Annotated in this window: 15 protein-coding genes; 12 read left to right on the top strand and 3 right to left on the bottom strand. The window is 71.4% G+C overall.

Annotated features, from left to right (window positions below):
- Window positions 1–57: 57 nt before the first annotated feature.
- The 7 genes from CP973_RS31925 to CP973_RS31895 all read left to right on the top strand — a co-directional run bounded on the left by CP973_RS31925 (window position 58) and on the right by CP973_RS31895 (window position 11,308).
- Complete coding sequence (locus tag CP973_RS31925; RefSeq protein WP_150247302.1) at window positions 58–1,020, top strand: 2-hydroxyacid dehydrogenase; 963 nt, start codon at window positions 58–60, stop codon at window positions 1,018–1,020.
- 332 nt (window positions 1,021–1,352) lie between these two features.
- Window positions 1,353–4,358 carry a putative bifunctional diguanylate cyclase/phosphodiesterase gene (locus CP973_RS31920; RefSeq protein WP_425282042.1) on the top strand — a complete coding sequence of 1,002 codons (3,006 nt, stop codon included), beginning with the start codon at window positions 1,353–1,355 and terminating at the stop codon, window positions 4,356–4,358.
- A 208-nt stretch (window positions 4,359–4,566) separates the two neighbouring features.
- Window positions 4,567–6,435 carry an acetolactate synthase large subunit gene (locus CP973_RS31915; protein ID WP_150247300.1) on the top strand — a complete coding sequence of 623 codons (1,869 nt, stop codon included), beginning with the start codon at window positions 4,567–4,569 and terminating at the stop codon, window positions 6,433–6,435.
- 45 nt (window positions 6,436–6,480) lie between these two features.
- The gene (gene ilvN, locus CP973_RS31910) at window positions 6,481–7,005 is read left to right on the top strand and encodes an acetolactate synthase small subunit (protein WP_003986033.1); all 525 of its coding nucleotides are present in this window, start codon (window positions 6,481–6,483) and stop codon (window positions 7,003–7,005) included.
- A gap of 102 nt (window positions 7,006–7,107) precedes the next feature.
- A complete protein-coding gene (gene ilvC / locus CP973_RS31905) occupies window positions 7,108–8,106 on the top strand; it encodes a ketol-acid reductoisomerase (RefSeq protein ID WP_030592820.1) in 999 nt (332 codons plus the stop codon).
- 301 nt (window positions 8,107–8,407) lie between these two features.
- The gene (serA, locus tag CP973_RS31900) at window positions 8,408–10,000 is read left to right on the top strand and encodes a phosphoglycerate dehydrogenase (RefSeq protein WP_150247299.1); all 1,593 of its coding nucleotides are present in this window, start codon (window positions 8,408–8,410) and stop codon (window positions 9,998–10,000) included.
- 336 nt (window positions 10,001–10,336) lie between these two features.
- On the top strand, window positions 10,337–11,308 hold the full coding sequence (locus CP973_RS31895) for a PRC and DUF2382 domain-containing protein (protein WP_150247298.1): 972 nt from the start codon (window positions 10,337–10,339) through the stop codon (window positions 11,306–11,308).
- An 867-nt stretch (window positions 11,309–12,175) separates the two neighbouring features.
- Here the strand turns inward: CP973_RS31895 and CP973_RS31890 are convergent.
- Complete coding sequence (locus tag CP973_RS31890) at window positions 12,176–13,492, bottom strand: PucR family transcriptional regulator (protein ID WP_150247297.1); 1,317 nt, start codon at window positions 13,490–13,492, stop codon at window positions 12,176–12,178.
- A gap of 264 nt (window positions 13,493–13,756) precedes the next feature.
- Between CP973_RS31890 and CP973_RS31885 the strand changes: the two genes are divergently transcribed.
- Window positions 13,757–14,683 carry a proline dehydrogenase family protein gene (locus CP973_RS31885; protein WP_150247296.1) on the top strand — a complete coding sequence of 309 codons (927 nt, stop codon included), beginning with the start codon at window positions 13,757–13,759 and terminating at the stop codon, window positions 14,681–14,683.
- A 107-nt stretch (window positions 14,684–14,790) separates the two neighbouring features.
- Window positions 14,791–16,422: an L-glutamate gamma-semialdehyde dehydrogenase gene (gene pruA / locus CP973_RS31880; protein ID WP_150247295.1), complete on the top strand. Its 1,632-nt coding sequence runs from the start codon at window positions 14,791–14,793 to the stop codon at window positions 16,420–16,422.
- Between the two features lie 68 nt (window positions 16,423–16,490).
- On the opposite strand, the gene CP973_RS31875 is transcribed toward pruA, so the two are convergent.
- On the bottom strand, window positions 16,491–17,150 hold the full coding sequence (locus CP973_RS31875) for a Uma2 family endonuclease (RefSeq protein WP_150247294.1): 660 nt from the start codon (window positions 17,148–17,150) through the stop codon (window positions 16,491–16,493).
- Between the two features lie 356 nt (window positions 17,151–17,506).
- Between CP973_RS31875 and CP973_RS41500 the strand changes: the two genes are divergently transcribed.
- Complete coding sequence (locus CP973_RS41500) at window positions 17,507–17,638, top strand: hypothetical protein (RefSeq protein ID WP_003985226.1); 132 nt, start codon at window positions 17,507–17,509, stop codon at window positions 17,636–17,638.
- A 72-nt stretch (window positions 17,639–17,710) separates the two neighbouring features.
- On the opposite strand, the gene CP973_RS31870 is transcribed toward CP973_RS41500, so the two are convergent.
- The gene (locus CP973_RS31870) at window positions 17,711–19,276 is read right to left on the bottom strand and encodes a purple acid phosphatase family protein (RefSeq protein ID WP_150247293.1); all 1,566 of its coding nucleotides are present in this window, start codon (window positions 19,274–19,276) and stop codon (window positions 17,711–17,713) included.
- A gap of 129 nt (window positions 19,277–19,405) precedes the next feature.
- On the opposite strand from CP973_RS31870, the gene CP973_RS31865 reads away from it, so the two are divergent.
- Together CP973_RS31865 and CP973_RS31860 are read left to right on the top strand one after the other, a co-directional pair.
- Window positions 19,406–20,446, top strand: a complete 1,041-nt coding sequence (locus CP973_RS31865) for a 3-isopropylmalate dehydrogenase (RefSeq protein ID WP_150247292.1) — start codon at window positions 19,406–19,408, stop codon at window positions 20,444–20,446.
- 369 nt (window positions 20,447–20,815) lie between these two features.
- Complete coding sequence (locus CP973_RS31860; protein WP_150247291.1) at window positions 20,816–21,901, top strand: branched-chain amino acid aminotransferase; 1,086 nt, start codon at window positions 20,816–20,818, stop codon at window positions 21,899–21,901.
- The last annotated feature ends 121 nt before the right edge of the window (window positions 21,902–22,022 follow it).

The following is a 22,022-nucleotide window of genomic DNA, read 5'->3' as shown; positions in this document are numbered from 1 at the left end:
CAAGGGCCTGACCAAACTAACGTCTGGGCACGGAGGGCCATCGCATAGCCTCGGGCCATGGCATCCGAGGACCCGCGCACCACCGCGAACGACGTATGGCTCCCGATCCCTCCTGACGAAGTCGGCGGACTGCCGGACGGCTTCCGCTACGTCCATTGGGACGCCGGGCCCGAGTTCCCCGCCGACCCCGCCCGCTGCGCCTTCTATGTGGTCCCTTACATGAAGAGCGCGGAGGCGTCCGTACGGCCGCTGCCGGAGATGACCGGCCTGCGGGCCGTACAGACGCTGACCGCCGGCATCGAGCACATGCTGCCCGCGCTGCCCCACATGCCTCCCGGGACCCGGCTGTGCAACGCCCGCGGGCTGCACGACGCCAGCACCGCCGAACTGGCGCTCACCCTCACGCTCGCCGCGCTGCGCGGCATCCCGGACTTCGTCCGCGGCCAGGACGCGGAGCGGTGGCTGGCCGGCTTCCGGCCCGCCCTCGCCGACAAGACGGTGCTCATAGTGGGTTACGGCTCGATCGGCAGTGCGATCGAGGACCGGCTCACACCGTTCGAGTGTGCGCGGGTGGCACGCATTGCGCGCACCGCACGTGAGACCGTGCGCGGGCCCGTGCTTCCGCTCGCCGAACTGCCCGCCGTGCTGCCCGAGGCGGACGTCGTGATCATCGCGACGCCGCTCACCGACACCACCCGTGGCCTGGTCGGCAGTGATTTCCTGGCGCGCATGAAGGACGGGGCGCTGCTGGTGAACGTCGCGCGCGGCGCCGTGGTGGACACCAAGGCGCTGCTGACGGAGCTGGAATCCGGGCGGCTGCGCGCCGCCCTCGACGTCACCGATCCGGAACCGCTGCCCGCCGGGCACCCGTTGTGGCACGCTCCCGGCGTGCTCATCACTCCACACGTAGGCGGCCCCAGTTCTGCCTTCCTGCCCCGCGCGAAGCGTCTCCTGAGGGATCAGCTGTCCCGCTTCGCCACCGGCGAACCCTTGCGCAACGTCGTGGCTACGGCCGGGTGAATCCTGCCCGGACCCCTTGCGGGTAGCTCTACGGGGCCGTACGACTGCACTGGGTATCGGCATCCCACCGACAGTCACGCTGCGTAGAGGAGCTATGTCCCTGAGTGACGAACCTGGTGTATCGTCCGAGCGGGGACCGCGCCGGCGGTGATGCGGCGCAGCGCGAAAGACCGGAACCGAGGGGGGCGACGGGCGATGTACGGCCGATGGACGAATCGCGAAACAAGCACTCCGCGATCACTCGGAGGGACACCTCCGGGGCCCGGGGCGCGCCGGGTGTCACGCGCGCACCGACCACGACGATGCCCGGTGGCGCACGGGAGGAGAGAGCGGTGAGCGCCACGGGTGCGGTCCTCTCCCGGCCGCCGGTGCAGGCCGGCGGGGCCCCCGGGGTGGTGCCGCAGGTCGTGCTCGCGGTGGTCTGCGGCGGTTACGCCCTGGGTGCCGCGCTCGGCTGGGGATCCTCCGAACTCGCCCTGTTCATGGGTGACTTCGGGCTGAGCCTGGCCGCCTTCACCGCCGCCGGGTCCTGCTTCCTGTACTCCCGCAGGCACCACGGCCGGTTTCGACCCGCCTGGCTGCTGTTCGCCGCCTCCTCCGCGATGGCGGGGCTCGGCAACGGCATCTGGGGATGGTACGAAGTCGTCCTGCGCGAGCCGGTCCCGAGCCCGTCGCTCGCCGACTTCTGCTTCCTGCTCTTCGCACCACCCGCCATCGTCGGCCTGCTCGTCCTCGCCAAGAGGCCCGTGACCAAGGCCGGCTGGGTGTGCCTGGGGCTCGACGCCTGGCTGATCGGCGGCTCGCTGCTGACGCTGTCCTGGAGCCTGGCGCTCGCGCACACCGCGCACTTCCAGGGCCAGAGCGTGCCGCAGGGCGCGCTCGCGCTGGCCTATCCGCTGCTGGACATCGTGCTGGTGAGCATGGTGCTCGCGCTGCACTTCAAGCGCTCCTCGGCACACCGCTCGGCGATCAACACCGCCATCGCGGCGCTCGCCCTGACGGTGCTGTGCGACGCGCTGTTCAGCTCGCCGCTGCTGCGCGAGCACTACCGCTCCGGCCAGATCCTGGACGCCGGCTGGTTCGCCGGCTCGATGCTGCTGACGTACGCGCCGTGGGTGGCCCGGCGGCTGCCCGGCGGCGACACCTCGGCCGCGGCCCCCGAGCGCGCCGCGCCGCGCACCCCGCCGGCCACCTCCGCGGCCACCCGGCCCATCGCCGGCTCGCTCGCCGCGCTCACCCCGTACCTGGCCGCCGCCGTGTGCACCCTGGGCATCCTGTACAACGTCCTGGACGGCCGCCGCATCGACCGCGTGGTGCTCTTCACGGGCTGCACGGTCGTCCTCGCCCTGGTCGTGCGGCAGGGCATCATGCTGCTCGACAACATCACCCTCACGCAGGAACTGGCCCAGAAGGAGAACCACTTCCGTTCCCTGGTCCAGGGCTCCAGCGACGTCATCATGATCGCCGCGCCGACCGGGATACTGCGCTACGTCAGCCCCGCCGCCGCGGGGGTCTACGGCCGGGACGCGGAGGAACTGGTCGGCTCCGAGCTGGCCTCCCTCATCCATCCCGAGGACCTGGGGCGCGTGGTGCACGAGGTCCGCAGATTCCTCGCGGCCCGGCCCGAGGAGGAACCGACCACCCGCATCGAGTGCCGGTTCCGCGCGGGGGAGAACCGCCCCGGCGGGGAGAAGTGGCTCAATGTGGAGTCCACGGTCAACCGGCACCACGGCGGCCTCATCTTCAACTCCCGCGACGTCACCGAACGCGTCCGCCTCCAGGCGCAGCTCCAGCACAACGCCTCGCACGACGCGCTCACCGACCTGCCCAACCGGGCCCTGTTCACCGAGCGGGTCAGCCAGGCGCTGACCGGCCGCCGCGCCACCGACCGGGGCACGGCCGTGCTCTACATCGACCTGGACGGCTTCAAACAGGTCAACGACACCATCGGTCACCAGGCGGGTGACGAACTGCTCGTCCAGGCCGCCCGCAGACTGGCCGAATCCGTACGGGCCGGGGACACCGCGGCCCGGCTGGGCGGCGACGAGTTCGCCGCGCTGATCATGGGCGACGGCACCCGTGACCACGCCGCCCGGGAGCACCGCATCCTGGAGGTCGCCGACCGGCTGCGGATCCGCCTCTCCGACCCGTACAAGATCGACGGGCGGGACGTCCGGGTCGCCGCCAGCATCGGCGTCGCCTTCGCCGAGCCCGGCATCACCCCCGGCCCCCTGATGCGCAACGCCGACCTGGCGATGTACCGCGCGAAGCAGGCGGGCAAGGGCTGCGTCAAGCTGTACGCACCCCAGATGCAGGCCGACGTGGTGCGCCGCGCCGAGCTGGCCACCAAGCTGCGCACCGCGCTGCACGACGGCGAGTTCGCGCTGCTGCACCAGCCCGTGGTGGAGCTGGCCGACGGCCGGATCACGGCGGTCGCCGCGCTCGCCCGCTGGCGCTCCGCCCAGGGCATACTCTTCACGCCCGCCGAGTTCCTGCGGGTCGGCGACCGCGGCCGTCTCAAGGAGGACGGCGACCGCACCGCCGAGCTGGGCCGCTGGCAGCTGGAGGAGGCGGTGCAGCAGGCCGCCGGCCGGCACCGGGCGGGCCATCCGGTCCCGGTGGCCGTGCGCATCTCCGCCCACCGGCTGCTGGACCGCGCGCTGCCGCCCAAGAGCATCGAGGCGCTGCTGTCCCGGCACGGCCTGCCGTCCGGGTCGCTGGTCCTGGAGCTGGCCGACACCGATCCGCGGATACCTCTGGAGGAGCTGGAGCGGCGCCTGGTCGCCCTGCGCCGCCTGGGGGTGCGGATCGCCCTGGACGGCTTCGGCAGCGGCGCGGCCGCCATCGGCGCGCTGCGCCGGCTGCCCGTGGACGTACTGCGGCTGGACCGTGACCTGGTCGACGGGGTGGTGGACTCCGCCCGGCTGCACAAGATCACATCGGGGCTGCTGCGGATCGCCGCCGACCTCGGCATGCAGTCCGTCGCGGACGGCGTCGACCTGCCCGAGCAGGTCGTCGCGCTGCGCTCGATGGGCTGCACACACGGCCAGGGCATGGCCTTCTCCGGGCCGCTGGACGAACACCGGCTGCGCCGCGCGCTGACCCAGGGCTGCTATCCGGTGCCCGGTCCGGGCAGCGAGGGCCGGGCCGTGGTGCTCAGCGGTACGGGCCTGCCCGTACGGCACGTCAAGAAGGGGCGCGAACCGGTGTCACCCGGACGGGTGCTGGGCGAACTGCCCAGACGATTCGCGCCGGGAGACGGCCGGGACGGAGCGGAAGCGGCCCTGGCACGGCCTCCGCTGCGCCCAAATAGTGAGACCTCCGTCCCACCCACTTGACACTCGGCTGGCCCCGGGGGGAGGGTCAGTTCCATGCGCACCCGAATTCTCGTACTTGGAAAGCGCGTCGGCTGAAGCTGGGTCACTTGAGAAGCCCAGCGCTCCGCACCGGCGCGCTCCCCTCGCTTGCCTCACGGCACGAGGGGTTTTTTGTTGCATAACCGCCCCCATACCCCACCAAAACCCTCAGCTTCGAGAAGAGACGCAGATGACCGAGCAGGCCACCGGGGCCCACCATCCGCAGCCGCGGGCCCGTCACTCCGGCGGGGCGCACGCGCCCGCCACCGTGGAGCACGTCACGGGCGCGCAGTCCCTCATCCGTTCGCTCGAAGAGGTCGGGGCCGACACCGTGTTCGGCATCCCGGGAGGCGCCATCCTCCCCGCGTACGACCCGATGATGGACTCCTCGAAGGTCCGCCACGTCCTGGTCCGCCACGAGCAGGGCGCGGGCCACGCCGCCACCGGCTACGCGCAGGCCACCGGCAAGGTCGGCGTCTGCATGGCCACCTCGGGGCCCGGTGCCACCAACCTCGTCACACCGATCGCCGACGCCCACATGGACTCCGTCCCGATGGTCGCGATCACCGGCCAGGTCGCCTCCAAGGCGATCGGCACCGACGCCTTCCAGGAGGCGGACATCTGCGGCATCACGATGCCGATCACCAAGCACAACTTCCTGGTCACCGACGCGGCCGAGATCCCCCGCACCATCGCCGAGGCGTTCCACATCGCCTCCACGGGCCGCCCGGGACCGGTCCTGGTGGACATCGCCAAGGACGCCCTCCAGGCGCAGACCACCTTCTCCTGGCCGCCGCACACCGACCTGCCCGGCTACCGCCCGGTGACCAAGCCGCACGCCAAGCAGATCCGCGAGGCCGCCCGGCTGATCACCGAGGCCCGGCGCCCGGTCCTGTACGTCGGCGGCGGCGTGCTGAAGTCCGGCGCCACCGCCGAGCTGAAGGTGCTGGCCGAGCTGACCGGCGCGCCCGTCACCACCACCCTGATGGCGCTGGGCGCCTTCCCCGACACCCACCCGCAGCACCTGGGCATGCCCGGCATGCACGGCACGGTCGCCGCCGTCACCGCCCTCCAGAAGTCCGACCTGATCGTCGCGCTCGGCGCCCGCTTCGACGACCGCGTCACCGGCAAGCTGGACTCCTTCGCCCCGCTGGCCAAGATCGTGCACGCGGACATCGACCCGGCCGAGATCGGCAAGAACCGCGCCGCCGACGTGCCGATCGTCGGTGACGCCCGCGAGGTCATCGCCGACCTGGTCGTCGCCCTCCAGGCCGAGCACGCGGCCGGCCACACCGGCGACTACACCGCCTGGTGGAAGGACCTCGACCGCTGGCGCGGGACCTACCCGCTCGGCTACACCCACCCGGACGACGGCAGCCTGGCCCCGCAGCAGGTCATCCAGCGCCTGGGCGAGCTGGCCCCCGAGGGCACCATCTACGCGGCGGGCGTCGGCCAGCACCAGATGTGGGCCGCCCACTTCATCGACTACGACACGCCGTCCACCTGGCTGAACTCCGGCGGCGCCGGAACGATGGGGTACGCGGTCCCGGCCGCGATGGGCGCCAAGGCCGGCCGTCCCGACCGTACGGTCTGGGCCGTGGACGGCGACGGCTGCTTCCAGATGACCAACCAGGAGCTGGTCACCTGCGCGCTGAACAACATCCCGATCAAGGTCGCCATCATCAACAACGGCGCCCTCGGCATGGTCCGCCAGTGGCAGACGCTGTTCTACAACCAGCGCTACTCGAACACCGTCCTGCACAGCGGCCCCGAGGACTGCGCCGCCACGGCGGAGGTGGCCGGCGCCGGCACCCGCGTGCCGGACTTCGTCAAGCTGGCCGAGGCGATGGGCTGCGTCGCGATGCGCTGCGAGGACCCGGCCGAGCTGGACGCGGTGATCGCCAAGGCGAACGCGATCAACGACCGCCCGGTGGTGGTGGACTTCATCGTCCACGAGGACGCCCAGGTCTGGCCGATGGTCGCGGCCGGCACCTCCAACGACGAGGTCATGGCGGCCCGCGGCGTCCGCCCCGACTTCGGCGACTCCGAAGACGACTGAGCGACCGGGACGCGAGTTTCGCGGATAGAAGGAAGAAGACCGACCATGTCCAAGCACACGCTCTCCGTCCTGGTGGAGAACACCCCCGGCATCCTGGCCCGGATCGCCGCGCTGTTCTCCCGCCGCGGATTCAACATCGACTCGCTCGCCGTCGGCGTCACCGAGCACCCCGACATCTCCCGCATCACCATCGTGGTGAGTGTCGAATCGCTCCCCCTGGAGCAGGTCACCAAGCAGCTCAACAAGCTCGTCAACGTCCTGAAGATCGTCGAGCTGGAACCCGGCTCCGCGGTCCAGCGGGAACTGGTGCTGGCCAAGGTGCGCGCCGACAACGAGACCCGCTCGCAGATCGTCGAGATCGTGCAGCTCTTCCGCGCCAAGACCGTCGACGTCTCCCCGGACGCGGTGACGATCGAGGCGACCGGCAGCAGCGACAAGCTCGAAGCGATGCTCAAGATGCTGGAGCCGTTCGGCATCAAGGAGTTGGTGCAGTCCGGCACCATCGCCATAGGGCGCGGCGCCCGGTCCATCACGGACCGCTCGCTGCGCGCGCTCGACCGCTCCGCCTGAGCGTACGGGCCCGTACGGACCGTATCGCGAGACCCCTGAACCATTTCTCACGAGCCCGACGTAATGTGTCGGCAACCAGCTAGATCCAAGGAGATACCCGAAGTGGCCGAGCTGTTCTACGACGACGACGCCGACCTGTCCATCATCCAGGGCCGCAAGGTTGCGGTTCTCGGCTACGGCAGCCAGGGCCACGCCCACGCCCTCTCCCTGCGCGACTCGGGCGTCGACGTGCGCGTCGGCCTCCACGAGGGCTCCAAGTCGAAGGTCAAGGCCGAGGAGCAGGGGCTGCGCGTGGTCAGCCCCGCCGAGGCGGCCGAAGAGGCCGACGTCATCATGATCTTGGTGCCGGACCCGATCCAGGCCAAGGTCTACGAGGAGTCGGTCAAGGACCACCTCAAGGACGGCGACGCGCTGTTCTTCGGGCACGGCCTGAACATCCGCTACGGCTTCATCAAGCCCCCGCAGGGCGTCGACGTGTGCATGGTCGCCCCCAAGGGCCCGGGCCACCTGGTGCGCCGCCAGTACGAGGAGGGCCGCGGCGTGCCGTGCATCGCGGCCGTCGAGCAGGACGCCTCGGGCAACGCCTTCGCGCTGGCCCTGTCGTACGCCAAGGCCATCGGCGGCACCCGCGCCGGCGTCATCAAGACCACCTTCACCGAGGAGACCGAGACCGACCTCTTCGGTGAGCAGGCGGTGCTCTGCGGTGGCGCCTCGGCGCTGGTCAAGGCGGGCTTCGAGACGCTGGTCGAGGCCGGCTACCAGCCGGAGATCGCGTACTTCGAGTGCCTCCACGAGCTGAAGCTGATCGTGGACCTCATGTACGAGGGCGGCCTGGAGAAGATGCGCTGGTCGGTCTCCGAGACCGCCGAGTGGGGCGACTACGTCACCGGCCCGCGGATCGTCAACGACGCCACCAAGGCCGAGATGAAGAAGGTGCTCGCCGAGATCCAGGACGGCACCTTCGCGAACAACTGGATGGCGGAGTACAACGCCGGTCTGCCGAAGTACAACGAGTACAAGAAGGCCGACGAGGACCACCTGCTGGAGACCACCGGCAAGAAGCTCCGCAAGCTCATGAGCTGGGTCGACGAGGAGCAGTAAGCCGTCCGGCACGGGGCCGTGGCAGCCGCCGCGGCCCCGTTCGCCATGACCGGCCGGGCTCACCCGCGGCGCGGTGTTGTCCATCCCGTCACACCACTACCGGGTGATCCTTCCGAAACGGCGGATGAACGGAAGGGGCCCGCCACTACACTGCACAGCACAAGCGCGTCAGGCTCACAGCGTCGTGCGTCTTCCACGCGGCTGCCCCCTTCACCGCCTTCGGCCGTCGGGACGGCCGTCCTCGCCCGTTGCCGCAAGGGGCACGGGAGGGGCCCCCAGGACTAGTGAGGATGAAGACCACGTGAGCTCGAAACCTGTCGTTCTGATCGCCGAGGAACTCTCGCCGGCCACCGTCGACGCCCTGGGCCCGGACTTCGAGATCCGGCACTGCAACGGCGCCGACCGCGCCGAGCTGCTGCCCGCCATCGCCGATGTCGACGCGATCCTCGTACGCAGCGCCACCAAGGTGGACGCCGAGGCCATCGCCGCCGCCCGCAAGCTGAAGGTCATCGCCCGCGCCGGCGTCGGCCTGGACAACGTCGACGTGTCCGCCGCCACCAAGGCCGGCGTGATGGTCGTCAACGCGCCGACCTCCAACATCGTCACCGCCGCCGAGCTGGCCTGCGGCCTGCTGATCGCCACCGCCCGCAACATCCCGCAGGCGAACACCGCCCTGAAGAACGGGGAGTGGAAGCGCAGCAAGTACACCGGCGTCGAGCTGTCCGAGAAGGTCCTCGGCGTGGTCGGCCTCGGCCGGATCGGCGTGCTGGTCGCGCAGCGGATGTCCGCCTTCGGCATGAAGATCGTCGCCTACGACCCGTACGTGCAGCCCGCCCGCGCCGCGCAGATGGGCGTCAAGCTGGTCTCCCTGGACGAGCTGCTGGAGGTCTCGGACTTCATCACCGTCCACCTCCCCAAGACCCCCGAGACCATCGGCCTGATCGGCGACGACGCGCTGCGCAAGGTCAAGCCGACGGTACGCGTCGTCAACGCCGCGCGCGGCGGCATCGTGGACGAGACCGCGCTCGCCAGCGCCCTCAAGGAGGGCCGGGTGGCCGGCGCCGGCCTGGACGTGTACGCCACCGAGCCCTGTACGGACTCCCCGCTGTTCGAGTTCGACCAGGTCGTCGCCACCCCGCACCTGGGCGCCTCGACCGGCGAGGCGCAGGAGAAGGCGGGCATCGCGGTCGCCAAGTCGGTGCGCCTGGCGCTGGCCGGCGAGCTGGTGCCGGACGCGGTCAACGTGCAGGGCGGCGTGATCGCCGAGGACGTCAAGCCGGGGCTGCCGCTGGCCGAGCGCCTCGGCCGGATCTTCACCGCGCTGGCCGGCGAGGTCGCGGTCCGCCTCGACGTCGAGGTGTACGGCGAGATCACCCAGCACGACGTCAAGGTGCTGGAACTGTCCGCGCTCAAGGGCGTGTTCGAGGACGTGGTCGCCGAGACCGTCTCGTATGTGAACGCCCCGCTGTTCGCGCAGGAGCGCGGCGTCGAGGTGCGCCTGACCACCAGCAGCGAGTCGGCCGAGCACCGCAACGTGGTCACGGTGCGCGGCACCCTGGCCGGCGGCGACGAGATCTCCATCTCCGGCACCCTGGCCGGCAACAAGAACCAGCAGAAGATCGTCGCGGTCGGCGAGCACTCCATCGACCTCGCGCTCGCCGACCACATGGCCTTCCTGCGCTACGGCGACCGCCCCGGCGTCGTCGGCACGCTCGGCCGGATCCTCGGCGAGGCGGGCATCAACATCGCGGGCATGCAGGTGTCCCGGGCCGACGCGGGCGGCGAGGCGCTGGTCGCGCTGACCGTGGACGACACGATCCCGACGGCGGTGCTGGGCGAGATCGCCGAGGAGATCGGCGCCACCTCGGCGCGCGCGGTCAACCTCGCGGACTGACGCCACGGCCGGACCGTGCACCACCGGGCCCGGACCCCCGCTGCGGCGGGAGTCCGGGCCCGGTGCCGTACCGGCGTCGTGGCCTGTTGGCGTACGGGTGTGGTGACCCGTTGTCGTACGGGCGTCGTGGCCCGTTGTCGTACGGGCGTCGGGCCCGGTGGGTGATCCTGCAACGATTCACCCGTTCGGCGTAGCGCGGGGCGATGCCGGGCGCCCCGGAAACACGCCGCCGGACCGGTGCTGCGGGGGTTTTCCGACTCGCTGCGCTTCGCGGGGCGACGCGCAATGGGAAGTGCGCGTGCCCCCTGCCGGCGCGTGCGGAAGGAGAGCGACGCCATGAACGCACCCCTGGGTGAGAACCCTCAGGATCTGACCGGCAAGAACGTGGTCGACAAGCAGGGCACCAAGGTGGGCTCGATCCAGCAGATATACCGGGACGACGCCACCGACGCGCCCGAGTGGATCACCGTGCGCACCGGTCTGTTCGGCATGAAGGAGACCTTCGTACCGCTCGCCGGCGCCCGGCGTGTGGGTGACGAGTGCCAGGTCCCGTACACCAAGGACCAGATCAAGGACGCGCCGCGGATCGACGCGGACGGCCACCTGGAACCGGGCGAGGAGGAGCGGCTGTACCGGCACTACGGGATAGCGCGTCCTGGGACAGCGCCCTCCGGCACGGTGCCTGGCCGCACCACGACGACCACCGGTGCCGGAATGGGCACCGCCGGAGCCGCCGGGGCGCCCGGCATGCGTCCGCCGGAGGAGCGCCGCCGGGAGCGGGCCGAGTCCAGGCCGCTGGCGGGCGCCGGGGCGGGTGCCATGGCCATGTCCCGCGGCCGGGACACCGACGCGCGCTCCAAGGAGCAGAACCCGGAGATGATCATTTCCGAGGAGCGCGTCGAGCTGGGCACCGAGGCGCACGAGGCCGGTCACGCGCGGCTGCGCAAGCATGTGACGACCGAGGAGGTGCACCGCACCGTACCGGTCAGCCACGACGAGGCCCATATCGTCCGCGAGAAGATCAGCGACGAAGAGCGCCGCACCGGCCGGACCGGGCAGCAGAAGCTCGGTGACGGCGAGGTCGAGGTCACGCTCTACGAGGAGCAGGCCGTCGTACGCAAGGAGAACGTGCCGGTCGAGCGGATCCGGCTGGAGACCGAGCGGGTCACCGAGCAGCAGGAGGTCAACACCGAAGTCCACCGGGAAGAGGTGGAGTTCGACGACGGCAAGGGCACCGGTCGGCGCGGCCGCCGCGACCGGGGCGGCCCGGAGCAGGGCCGCGGCATGGGGCCCGGGCCGGGCCGGTAGGCCCGGCACACGAGGCGCCGCCGCTTCCGGCGGTTCCGCCGTACGGAGGGAACCGGTCCGCCGCACCGCGTGTGCGGCGGGCCGGTTCCGTACGGTACGGGTGTGCCGCGTGCGGTACGGGCCGGGCGCCTACGGATACCGGCGTACCGCGGTCGGACAGCCGGATGAGGCGCCGGTCTTCGCGGGCGTACCGGACAGCGCGGTCGGCGCGGCGGCGGCGCGACGGATGAGAGGGGTCCGGGGGAGGGGCCGGGACGGGCGGTGCCGGTACGGCGGTGCCGGGGCCGGGACGGTTCGGGCCCGGCGGTGGACCGGCCGGTTCCCGGCGGTGCGACGGACCGCCCGGCGGTCCGCGCCCCGTCCGGCCGCGCCGGTCAACCGGCCGATAGCGTTCGGTATTTGACCGTTCGCCACTTGTCCGGACGCGCCGCCAGGTTCTAGGCTCGCCGTACGGGACCAGGCAGCAGCTGCCGCCGGGCCCGGATCTCCCAGACCCAGAGGTCGCCGAGCAGTTCCCGCCCACGATCGGCCGGAGATCCGCGCCACGCAGCGAACGAAGCGACTCCGGCCCCGCCCTTCCCGGCCTGTCCAGCCAGGGGCCCTCCCGCGCGCCCCGGCCCACCAGGAAGGGCGGTCAGTGCCGGGTGAGGGGGAAGAGGAGCCCCGTCGCCCGGTAGCCGGTCGCCGCCGGTTCCGGTTCTTCTCCCGGCGGCGGCCGCACCCTGCGCGGGCAGCCGGCCTCCCGTCGGATGTCCGGGACCCCACAGACTCACATCGTGCGTCCGGACCCGCCGCCTGTCCAGTACTCAACAACCCGTATTCGCGTGCGGTCCGCCCGCTCCGGCGCCCGCCACCCCGGAGCCGGTGTCACAAGCGCGCCGTCTTCAGCGCCATGTGCAGCAGCAGCCGGTCCCCGCCCTCGTCCAGGTCCAGACCGGTCAGCTTCTCGACGCGGCCGAGCCGGTAGTAGAGCGTCTGGCGGTGGATGCCGAGCGCCTGGGCGGCGCGGCCCGCCTGGCCCGCGCAGTCGAGGAACACCTCGGCAGTACGGGCGAGTTCACTGTGCGCGGGCGTCAGCAGGGGACGGACGGTCGCGTCCGGTTCGGCCGGCGGCAGGCCGGTCAGCAGGCGGTACGAGCCGATCGCGTCCCATTCGGCCACCGGGCCCAGCCGCGGCTCGGCGCGCGCGGCCCGCGCCGCGGCGAGCGCCTCCTGCCAGGCGATGGGCAATCCGGCCAACTCCCGTACGGGCTTACCGAGCCCGGCGGCGCCCGGCAACGTACGGGAATCGGCCCCGGACGGCGCCAGGCCACCGCCCGCGCGCGGGGAGCGCAGCAGGTGCTCGGCCACCGTGTGCGCCGCGGCGAGGGAGGACGGCGAGCGCAGCCGTACGAGAGCCGCCAGGGACGGGGCGTCGGCGGTCGCGCGCGGTGGCGGGGCGGGAGCGGCGCGGCGTGCCGCCGGGGCGGACGAGGCGGCGGACAGCGCCAGGTGCGGGGACTCGGCGCCGTCCGCCGCCCCGTTCGCGGCGGGCAGCGCGCAGGCGGCGAGCAGCCCCGGCAGATTGGGCAGCGGCGCCTGATCGGCTTCCGGGACGTCCCACGGCGTCACCGCGACCACCACCAGGGACGCGTCCGCGGCGGAGCGCAGCCCGTCGCGCAGCGCCGCCGCCGCGGAGGGCCGCTCCCCGGGCCGCGACTGGAGCAGCGCGCGCAGCAGGTCGCCCAGCTCGGCGCCCGCGCGCGCCTCCGCCGCCAGCAGGGCGCCGATGCCCGCGGCCGACTCCATCGCCTGCTCGATGCGCGGGTCCGGCGGCGTTCCGCCGCCGCCCAGCTCCAGGTCGGTCAGGTGGCCGTCGTCCAGCAGCCAGACGTAGCCGTGGACGACGCCGCGGTGGCGAACGGGCAGGCAGATGCGGCCCTTGAAGACCCCGGCCGCCGGGTCCGGCGGGATGCGCAGCGGGGTCGTCGCGCGGGCGATGCCGAACGCCTCGAACCAGGCCCGTACGGCCGCCGTCGAGCGGCGCTGGAGGATCGACCGGGTCCGTACCGGGTCCATCACCAGGTCGTCGTCGCCTTCATGGGCGCCGAAGGCGATCAGCCCGAAATCGCGGTCCTCAAGGGTGGCCGGGGCGCCCAGGGCGGCCGAGATCTCGTCCACGAGCTGTTGGTAATCGCCCCGCATGCGCCGCGCGGCTCCTTTCCTTCGCTCCCCGGGGCCGTGCGCCGCCGGTGTCCGTGCGGCCACCGGTGGACGGGTGTCCACCGGTGCCGTTGTGGTCGTCCTCCATTCTCATACATCTGTCTGAGATCCCGGCCACGAAGGCCAGACAGCTGTCGATGGCCGGGAAGTAGCGAGATCCTTAAGTTTCAGGTGGCTCATCTTGCCGTCGCGCCCGCCTGCCCGGCGCCCGTCCGGCAATGTCATCCTGAATCGTGGAGGTGCCCCGTGCTGGGTCCCGTGCTTCTCGCAGCAGCGCGCAGCGACAGCATCCGCCGTATCGTTTCGGCCGCTCCGGTCACCCGCCCGGTCGTGGACCGTTTCGTGGCCGGCGAGCGGCTGGACGCGTCCATGGCCGCCGTCCGGTCCCTGGCGGACCGCGGCATGGAGGTCACCCTCGATCACCTCGGCGAGGACATCACCGACCCGGCCGAGGCGCTGCGCAACCGCGACGCCTACCTCCAGCTGACCGCCGCCCTGAAGGACCTGGGCCTCGGCGAGCGCGCCGAGATGTCGGTCAAGCTCTCCGCCTTCGGGCAGGCGCTGCCCGGCGGCCACGACCTGGCGCTGAAGAACGTCACCCCGGTCGTCGAGGCCGCCGCCGAGGCCGGCACCACGGTTACCTTGGACATGGAGGACCACACCACGGTCGACTCCACCCTGGCGATCCTCCGCGAGCTGCGCGCCCGCTTCCCGCAGACCGGCGCGGTGCTCCAGTCCTACCTGTTCCGCACCGAGGACGACTGCCACGCGCTGGCCGGGGAAGGCTCCCGTGTGCGCCTGGTCAAGGGCGCCTACAAGGAGCCCGCGACGGTCGCGTTCCAGGACAAGCGGGAGGTCGACAAGGCATATGTACGCTGCCTGAAGATCCTGATGGCGGGCGAGGGCTACCCGATGATCGGGTCGCACGACCCGCGGATGGTGGCGATAGGCCAGGAGCTGGCCCGCCGCTTCGGCCGCAAGCCCGCCGAGTACGAATTCCAGATGCTCTACGGCATCCGCGAGTCCGAGCAGCAGCGCCTGGTCGCGGAAGGCCACCGGATGCGCGTCTACATCCCGTACGGCACGGACTGGTACGGCTACTTCATGCGGCGCCTCGCCGAGCGCCCCGCCAACCTCGCGTTCTTCCTGCGCTCGCTCGTCACCAAGGGCTGAGCCAGGCGTCCGGCCCCGGCCGGACCGCACGCGCCGGGCCGCCCCCGCTGCCCGGCGCCCCACAACTTGACGCACCCGCACACCCCCGACCGAAGGAGACGGCCGACATGGACGCCGTGACCCACGTCCCCGCCCCGTACAACGAGCCGGTGCACGGCTACGCACCGGGTTCCCCCGAGCGGGCGCGCCTGGAGGCCAAGCTCAAGGAGCTGGCCGAGAACCCCATCGAGCTGCCGATGACCATCAACGGCGAGAAGCGGATGGGCGGCGGCGAGCGGTTCGACGTCGTGCAGCCGCACAACCACACGGCGGTCCTCGGCACCTACGCCAACGCCACCCGCCAGGACGCCCAGGACGCCATCGACGCCGCCCTGGCCGCCGCCCCGGCCTGGCGCGCCATGTCCTTCGACGACCGCGCCGCGATCCTGCTCAAGGCCGCCGACCTGCTGTCCGGCCCGTGGCGCGAGACCATCGCCGCCTCCACGATGCTCGGCCAGTCCAAGACCGCCCAGCAGGCCGAGATCGACGCGCCCTGTGAGCTGGTGGACTTCTGGCGCTTCAACGTCCACTTCGCGCGCGAGCTGCTCCAGGAGCAGCCGCCCATCCAGCCGAACGGCGTCTGGAACCGCCTGGACCACCGCCCGCTGGAGGGCTTCGTCTACGCGATCACGCCCTTCAACTTCACCGCCATCGCCGGCAACCTGCCGACCGCGCCCGCCCTCATGGGCAACGTCGTCGTCTGGAAGCCGTCCCCGACGCAGACCCACTCCGCGATCCTGCTGATGCAGCTCCTGGAGGAGGCCGGCCTGCCCAAGGGCGTCATCAACCTGGTGACCGGCGACGGCAAGGAGGTCTCCGAGGTCGCGCTGCCGCACCCGGAGCTGGCCGGCGTCCACTTCACCGGCTCCACCGCCACCTTCCAGTACCTGTGGAAGGCGGTCGGCGAGAACATCACCAACTACCGCTCCTACCCGCGCCTGGTCGGCGAGACCGGCGGCAAGGATTTCATCGTCGCCCACCCGACCGCCGACCCGGCGATCCTGAAGACCGCCATCACCCGTGGCGCCTTCGAGTACCAGGGCCAGAAGTGCTCCGCGGCCTCCCGCGCCTACATCGCCCGCTCCCTGTGGGAGGGCGGCTTCAAGGACGACCTGGTCGCCGAGGTCGAGGGCCTGACCATGGGCGACGTCACCGACCTGTCGAACTTCATCGGCGCCGTCATCGACGACCGCTCCTTCGCCAAGAACAAGGCCGCGATCGACCGCGCCAAGCAGGACCCGACCTGCGAGATCGTCGCGGGCGGCACGTACGACGACTCGGTCGGCTACTTCGTGCGCCCGACCGTGATCGTCTGCTCCGACCCGGAGAACGAGGTCTTCAAGACCGAGTACTTCGGCCCGATCATCGCCGTTCACGTCTACGAGGACGCCGACTTCGACACGATGCTGGAGCAGATGGAGTCCGCCTCGGCGTACGCCCTGACCGGCGCCGTCCTGGCCCAGGACCGCCAGGTCCTCGTCGAGGCCTCGGAGAAGCTGCGCTTCGCGGCCGGCAACTTCTACCTCAACGACCGCCCCACCGGCTCCATCGTCGGCCAGCAGCCCTTCGGCGGCGGCCGCGCCTCCGGCACCAACGACAAGGCCGGCTCCAAGTTCAACCTCATCCGCTGGATGTCCCCCCGCGCCATCAAGGAAACGATGGTCGCCCCGACGGACTACCGGTACCCGCACATGGGCTGATCTGTAGCCCTGTAGTACGCCGACGGCCCGGCGCCCCATTGGTGGGGTGCCGGGCCGTCGGCGTGCGGTCAGCGGTCGGCGCGTGGGGGGCCGGTGATCGCCTCGCCGATGACGAAGCCCTTGGCGGGGCCTTCGGGGATGGTGATGTCGGTGCCGTAGGGGACGCGGTGTTCGGCGGCGTAGTCGCCCTTCTCGGGCATGGGGGAGGTGAACACGGTGACGATGCCGCGGAGATCATGGTCGTCGACGAGGACATAGACGGGGATGCCGGCACGGGCGTAGGCGCGGCGCTTGCGGACGCGGTCGCGCGTGACGCTGTTGTGGCCAGGGGAGACCACTTCGACGGCCACCTCGACAGCGGACGCTTTGACGCCGACTCCGTGTTCGATGACGTCCTGCGCTTCGAAATCCTCAAGAGCAATGATCACGTCGGGAATCCAGACCTTGCGGTCGTGGATCACATTAGTGTCCTGGTGACCCGCGTACGGTCCGTCGGCCAAATATTTGTCCGCGGCGCGGCGCAGCTTGTTGGCGATCTGGCTGTGCGCGTAACAGCCTGTCGGCGACACCTCGATGAACCCCTCGATGATCTCAGCGTGGAAGCCCTCGGGGAGTTCCATGGCTTCCCACGCCTGCCACAGGACCTCATCCAGATCCGGCCTGGGAACCTCCTGGCCGGACGGTTCGGGGGCGAAGCCCCAGGGGGTCTCATGGGCAAGAGCAGTCATGGCGTAGCACCTCCTCCTCAAGTGTGGGCGCGCTTGGCCCCGTGGCACAAGGCACGCCGGTCACGCTACGGAGTCGTGTCCCCGCCCGCGCCCCGACCTCGACCGATCACCCGATCGTGCACCTCAGGCCATCGCCCGTCTCAAATAGTAGGAAGCCCAAGTAATTGTGCAGACAGCACGGCCTCGCTGGCTTAGCGTTGTAGAAGCCGAACGTTCCGCTCGATCGAGCGGTGGCGGGTGCGGCCCGGCTGTGTGGGCAGGTGATCCCTGCTGTGCCGAGGCCCCCGCGCTTTTCGGCCGTTTCCGGAAGGACGCTTCCGTTTCATTTCTCGGGGCTTTGGCGTTGGAGGCGCATCATGACCAAGACCGCTGTCCGCAGGATCCGGCACTCCGCCCGTGCGACCAACGAGGCCGACCGCAAGAACGCCGCCGCCGCGCTCCAGCGGGCGCTCGACCGCCGGGACAACGGCGGCTCGACCGGGCACTGAGCCCGGGGCCGCCCGGCGGGCGGGGGTGCGGCGGCGCGCTGAGCGCGCGGCCGCACCCGCCCGCGCCCGCGCTCAGCGGCGCCGCGTGATCTCGAAGCGGTCGACGCTCGCACCGGACTCGGCGAGCGCGGTGACCTTCATCCGCGGCCGGTGGCCCGGCAGGACCTCGACGGCGATGAAGGAGTAGCCGGTGTAGCGCACCTGCGACCACTGCACCGTCTCCTTGACCTTCTCCCGGCCCTTGGCCCAGTGGTAGGTGTCCACGTGGTCGAGGTCCTCGACGTGGCCCTCGTAGCTGTCCGGCACCGGGAAGTCGTAGAGCGACTTGCCCGCGCCGCCGGCGGTCACGTACACGATGCCCTCGCGCGTGGAGTCCACCGTCTCGCCGATCGGCACCTTCTTGGAGACCCGGCCGCCCTTGATCGCGTCGGTCCGCTCGTAGACGTGGTTGTGGCCGTTGACCACCAGGTCCACCTGGTGCTTCTCGAACAGCGGCAGCCACGCGTCGCGCACCCCGCCCTCCGAGGCGTGCGAGTTGGTGGTGGAGAAGGCGCAGTGGTGGAAGAACACCACGATGAAGTCGATCCCCCGGGTGGCGCGCAGCTCGCCGAGCCTGCGGTCCAGCCACTTCGTCTGCCTGCCGCCGGTCACGCCGAGGTTGGCGGGGATCTCGTACGAGACGTCGTTGGCGTCGAGCGCGACGACGGCGACGTTCCCGTACGTGAAGGAGTAGACGCCCGGCGCGTTCTGCGCGTCCGGCCCGTTGCCCGGCAGGGTCCAGCGCGCGTTCTGGCCGCCGTACCCGTTGGGGGAGTACCACGCCTCCATGTCGTGGTTGCCGGTCGTCACCATCCACGGCACCGTCTTGGCCACCGATTCGGTCTGCGCCAGGAACTGGTCCCACTGGCGCGCGTCGTAGGTGTCGTGGTCGGTGCCGCTGCCGTCCGGGTCCGCGTAGCAGATGTCGCCCGCGTGCAGGTGGAAGGACGGGTTCTGGCCCAGGATGAGCTGGTCGTTGGCGAGCGCGTGGTAGCTGACGCCCTGGTCGCCGAAGGCGGTGAAGACGAACCGCTCGGCGCGGGCCGGGGCGGTGCGGAACGTGCCGAGGGTGCCGAAGTGCCGGGCGTCGGCGGGGTCGAAGCCGTCGTGGCCGACGCCGTAGTAGTACGTGGTGCCCGGCCGCAGCCCGTCCAGCGCCGCGTGCAGGTAGTACTGGTCCACCGCGGGCAGCTTCTTGCTCAGCGACGGCGTGTGCAGGTCCCGTACCTCGGCCTGGATCTTCCGGCTCAGGTCCCACGGCCGCAGCCCCACGCGCAGGAACGGCCGCTTGACCGCGAACGGCACCTGCCACGAGACGCGCATCTGGTGCCGAGGATCCGCGCCGAACGCCAGGTGCCGGCCGAACGGCGCGACGAGCGAGCCGTGGACCGCGCCGGTGGCGGGGGAGGAGAGCAGGGTGGGGGAGGCGGCCTGGGCGGGGCCCGCCAGCAGCCCGCCGCCCGCGACGGCGCCCGCCGTGGCGGCGGAGGTGCGCAGCAGTCCGCGGCGGGTCAGCTTCGTCCGGAGGTACTCGTGCTGCTCGGGCATGCTCAGGCGGCTCGCCAGCGGTTCGGGAATGCCCACGCGTGGTGTGTCCATGCTGCGCAACGTCGCATCGCCGTTCGACGCGTAGGGGCCCTGCGGGTGAACGGCGGGTGACCGGCTCCTCATGTGTCCGTATCCCGGACGGCACGTGTCAAGCACTGGGACGAAGAGTAGGGTCCAGGCATGTCTCGCAGCATTCGCCTCGCAGTGATTCCCGGTGACGGTATCGGCCAGGAGGTCGTCGCCCAAGGACTGAAGGTCCTCGGCGCGGTCCTCCCGCAGGACGTCAAGCTGGAAACCAAGGAGTACGACCTCGGCGCGCGGCGGTGGCACGCCACCGGCGAGACGCTGCCGGACGCGGACCTGGAGTCCCTCAAGGAGCACGACGCGATCCTGCTCGGCGCGATCGGCGACCCGTCCGTGCCCTCCGGCGTCCTGGAGCGCGGCCTGCTCCTGAAGCTGCGCTTCGCCTTCGACCACTACGTCAACCTGCGCCCGTCGAAGCTCTTCCCGAACACCGCGACGCCGCTCGCCGGCCGTCCCGACATCGACTTCGTCGTCGTCCGCGAGGGCACCGAGGGCCCGTACACGGGCAACGGCGGCAGCCTGCGCACCGGCACCCCGCACGAGGTCGCCACCGAGGTCAGCCTGAACACCGCGTACGGCGTGGAGCGGGTGGTCCGGGACGCGTACGAGCGGGCCGCCGCCCGGCCGCGCAAGAAGCTGACGCTGGTCCACAAGAACAACGTCCTGGTGCACGCCGGCCACATGTGGAAGAAGATCTTCGACACGGTGGGCCAGGAGTACCCCCAGGTCGCCACCGACTATCTGCACGTGGACGCCGCGACGATCTTCTTCGTCACCCAGCCCGAGCGGTTCGACGTGATCGTCACCGACAACCTCTTCGGCGACATCCTCACCGACCTCGCCGCCGCCGTGACCGGCGGCATCGGGCTGGCCGCCTCCGGCAACATCAACCCCACCGGCGCCTTCCCGTCCATGTTCGAGCCGGTGCACGGCTCGGCGCCGGACATCGCGGGCACCGGCAAGGCCGACCCGACGGCCACCGTGCTGTCCGTCGCCCTCCTCCTGCGCCACCTCGGGTACGAAGCCGAGGCGGCCCGCATCGAGAGCGCCGTCGCCGCCGACCTCGAAGCCCGCGGCACGGCTCCCCGCACCACCGACGAGATCGGCGACGCCCTCGCCGCCCGGGTGGCGGGCTGAGGCCCCGGCCCTGGAAGCGACCGACCCCAAGAGCGGCCGGTCCTGAGAACGACCGACCCCAAGAGCGGCCGGTCCTGAGAGCGACCGGCCGCCGACAGCGCCGGGGCCCCGCCGCCCCGGCGCTGTCACCCATGCCCGCGACTGTGCTGCCGCCGGATTCGGTGCGACCATCGACCCCTGGCCAGCGCACACGGGTCCGATTCCGGAGCCGGGGCGTCCCGTCCTCCGCAGCACGGCGTTTCCTCCCCGGCACCCCGGGAGCGATAATCGAACGTGGAGCCGCCGTACGAGGGGAGTACCGGACGACCTGTAACGGCAAGGAGTTCGTGAGCGCGGCCCCATAACCTCACCGGTGAAGGACACGCACCCATGACGACGCCCACGATCGAGCTCAAGCCCTCCGCCCACCCGCTGCCCGCCGCGGAGCGGGAGAAGATCCTGGCCAGCCCCGGCTTCGGCCGGTACTTCACCGACCACATGGTGACGATCAAGTGGACGGAGGGCCGCGGCTGGCACGACGCCCAGCTGGTGCCGTACGCGCCGCTGTCCATGGACCCGGCCAACATGACGCTGCACTACGCGCAGACGATCTTCGAGGGCCTGAAGGCGTACCGCCAGCCCGACGGCACCGTCGCCACCTTCCGCCCGGACGCCAACGCCCGCCGCTTCCAGGCCTCCGCCCGCCGCCTGGGCATGCCCGAACTGCCCGTCGAGACCTTCATCGAGGCCTGCGACGCCCTGGTCCGGCAGGACAAGAACTGGGTGCCCGCCTCCGGTGAGGAATCGCTCTACCTGCGCCCCTTCATGATCGCGAGCGAGGTCGGCCTGGGCGTCCGGCCCGCCAACGAGTACCTGTTCATCGTCATCGCCTCGCCGGCCGGCGCTTACTTCACCGGCGGCGTCAAGCCGGTCTCCGTCTGGCTGTCGCAGGAGTACGTGCGCGCCGTGCGCGGGGGCACCGGCGCCGCCAAGACCGGCGGCAACTACGCCGCCTCCCTCGTCGCCCAGGCCCAGGCCGCCCAGCACGGCTGCGACCAGGTCGTCTGGCTGGACGCGATCGAGCGCCGCTGGATCGAGGAAATGGGCGGCATGAACCTGTACTTCGTGTACGGGAACAAGATTGTCACCCCGGAGCTCTCCGGTTCCCTCCTCCCCGGCATCACCCGCGACTCCCTCCTGAAGATCGCCACCGACCTCGGCTACGAGGCCGCCGAGGGCCGCATCTCCGTCGAGGACTGGAAGGCCGCCACCGAGGACGGCTCCCTGACCGAGGCCTTCGCCTGCGGCACCGCCGCCGTCATCACCCCCGTCGGCTCGGTCAAGTCCGAGGCCGCCTCCTGGACCGTCGGCGACGGCAAGCCCGGCGAGGTCACCATGAAGCTCCGCAAGGCCCTCCTGGACCTCCAGACGGGGGCTACGGCGGACACGCACGGGTGGATGCATCCGCTCGGCTGACCCGAGCCTCGTTTCATGGAACGGCCGTCCGGTGCTGACCGGGCGGCCGTTCGGCGTTCCCCGGGCCGTTTCGGCATTCCCCGGGCCGTTCGGCGTTCCGGGGGCATGTGGCCGCACCTGT

The organism is Streptomyces albofaciens JCM 4342 (assembly GCF_008634025.1).
GTDB lineage: Bacteria > Actinomycetota > Actinomycetes > Streptomycetales > Streptomycetaceae > Streptomyces > Streptomyces albofaciens.
This window is presented reverse-complemented; position numbering and strand designations above follow the sequence as displayed.

Coding starts and splice junctions, on each gene's coding strand:
- CP973_RS31925 (WP_150247302.1), top strand. CDS start 58: ATGGCATCCGAGGACCCGCGCACCACCGCGAACGACGTATGGCTCCCG.
- CP973_RS31915 (WP_150247300.1), top strand. CDS start 4,567: ATGACCGAGCAGGCCACCGGGGCCCACCATCCGCAGCCGCGGGCCCGT.
- ilvN (WP_003986033.1), top strand. CDS start 6,481: ATGTCCAAGCACACGCTCTCCGTCCTGGTGGAGAACACCCCCGGCATC.
- CP973_RS31895 (WP_150247298.1), top strand. CDS start 10,337: ATGAACGCACCCCTGGGTGAGAACCCTCAGGATCTGACCGGCAAGAAC.
- CP973_RS31890 (WP_150247297.1), bottom strand. CDS start 13,492: ATGCGGGGCGATTACCAACAGCTCGTGGACGAGATCTCGGCCGCCCTG.
- pruA (WP_150247295.1), top strand. CDS start 14,791: ATGGACGCCGTGACCCACGTCCCCGCCCCGTACAACGAGCCGGTGCAC.
- CP973_RS31875 (WP_150247294.1), bottom strand. CDS start 17,150: ATGACTGCTCTTGCCCATGAGACCCCCTGGGGCTTCGCCCCCGAACCG.
- CP973_RS41500 (WP_003985226.1), top strand. CDS start 17,507: ATGACCAAGACCGCTGTCCGCAGGATCCGGCACTCCGCCCGTGCGACC.
- CP973_RS31870 (WP_150247293.1), bottom strand. CDS start 19,276: ATGGACACACCACGCGTGGGCATTCCCGAACCGCTGGCGAGCCGCCTG.
- CP973_RS31865 (WP_150247292.1), top strand. CDS start 19,406: ATGTCTCGCAGCATTCGCCTCGCAGTGATTCCCGGTGACGGTATCGGC.
- CP973_RS31860 (WP_150247291.1), top strand. CDS start 20,816: ATGACGACGCCCACGATCGAGCTCAAGCCCTCCGCCCACCCGCTGCCC.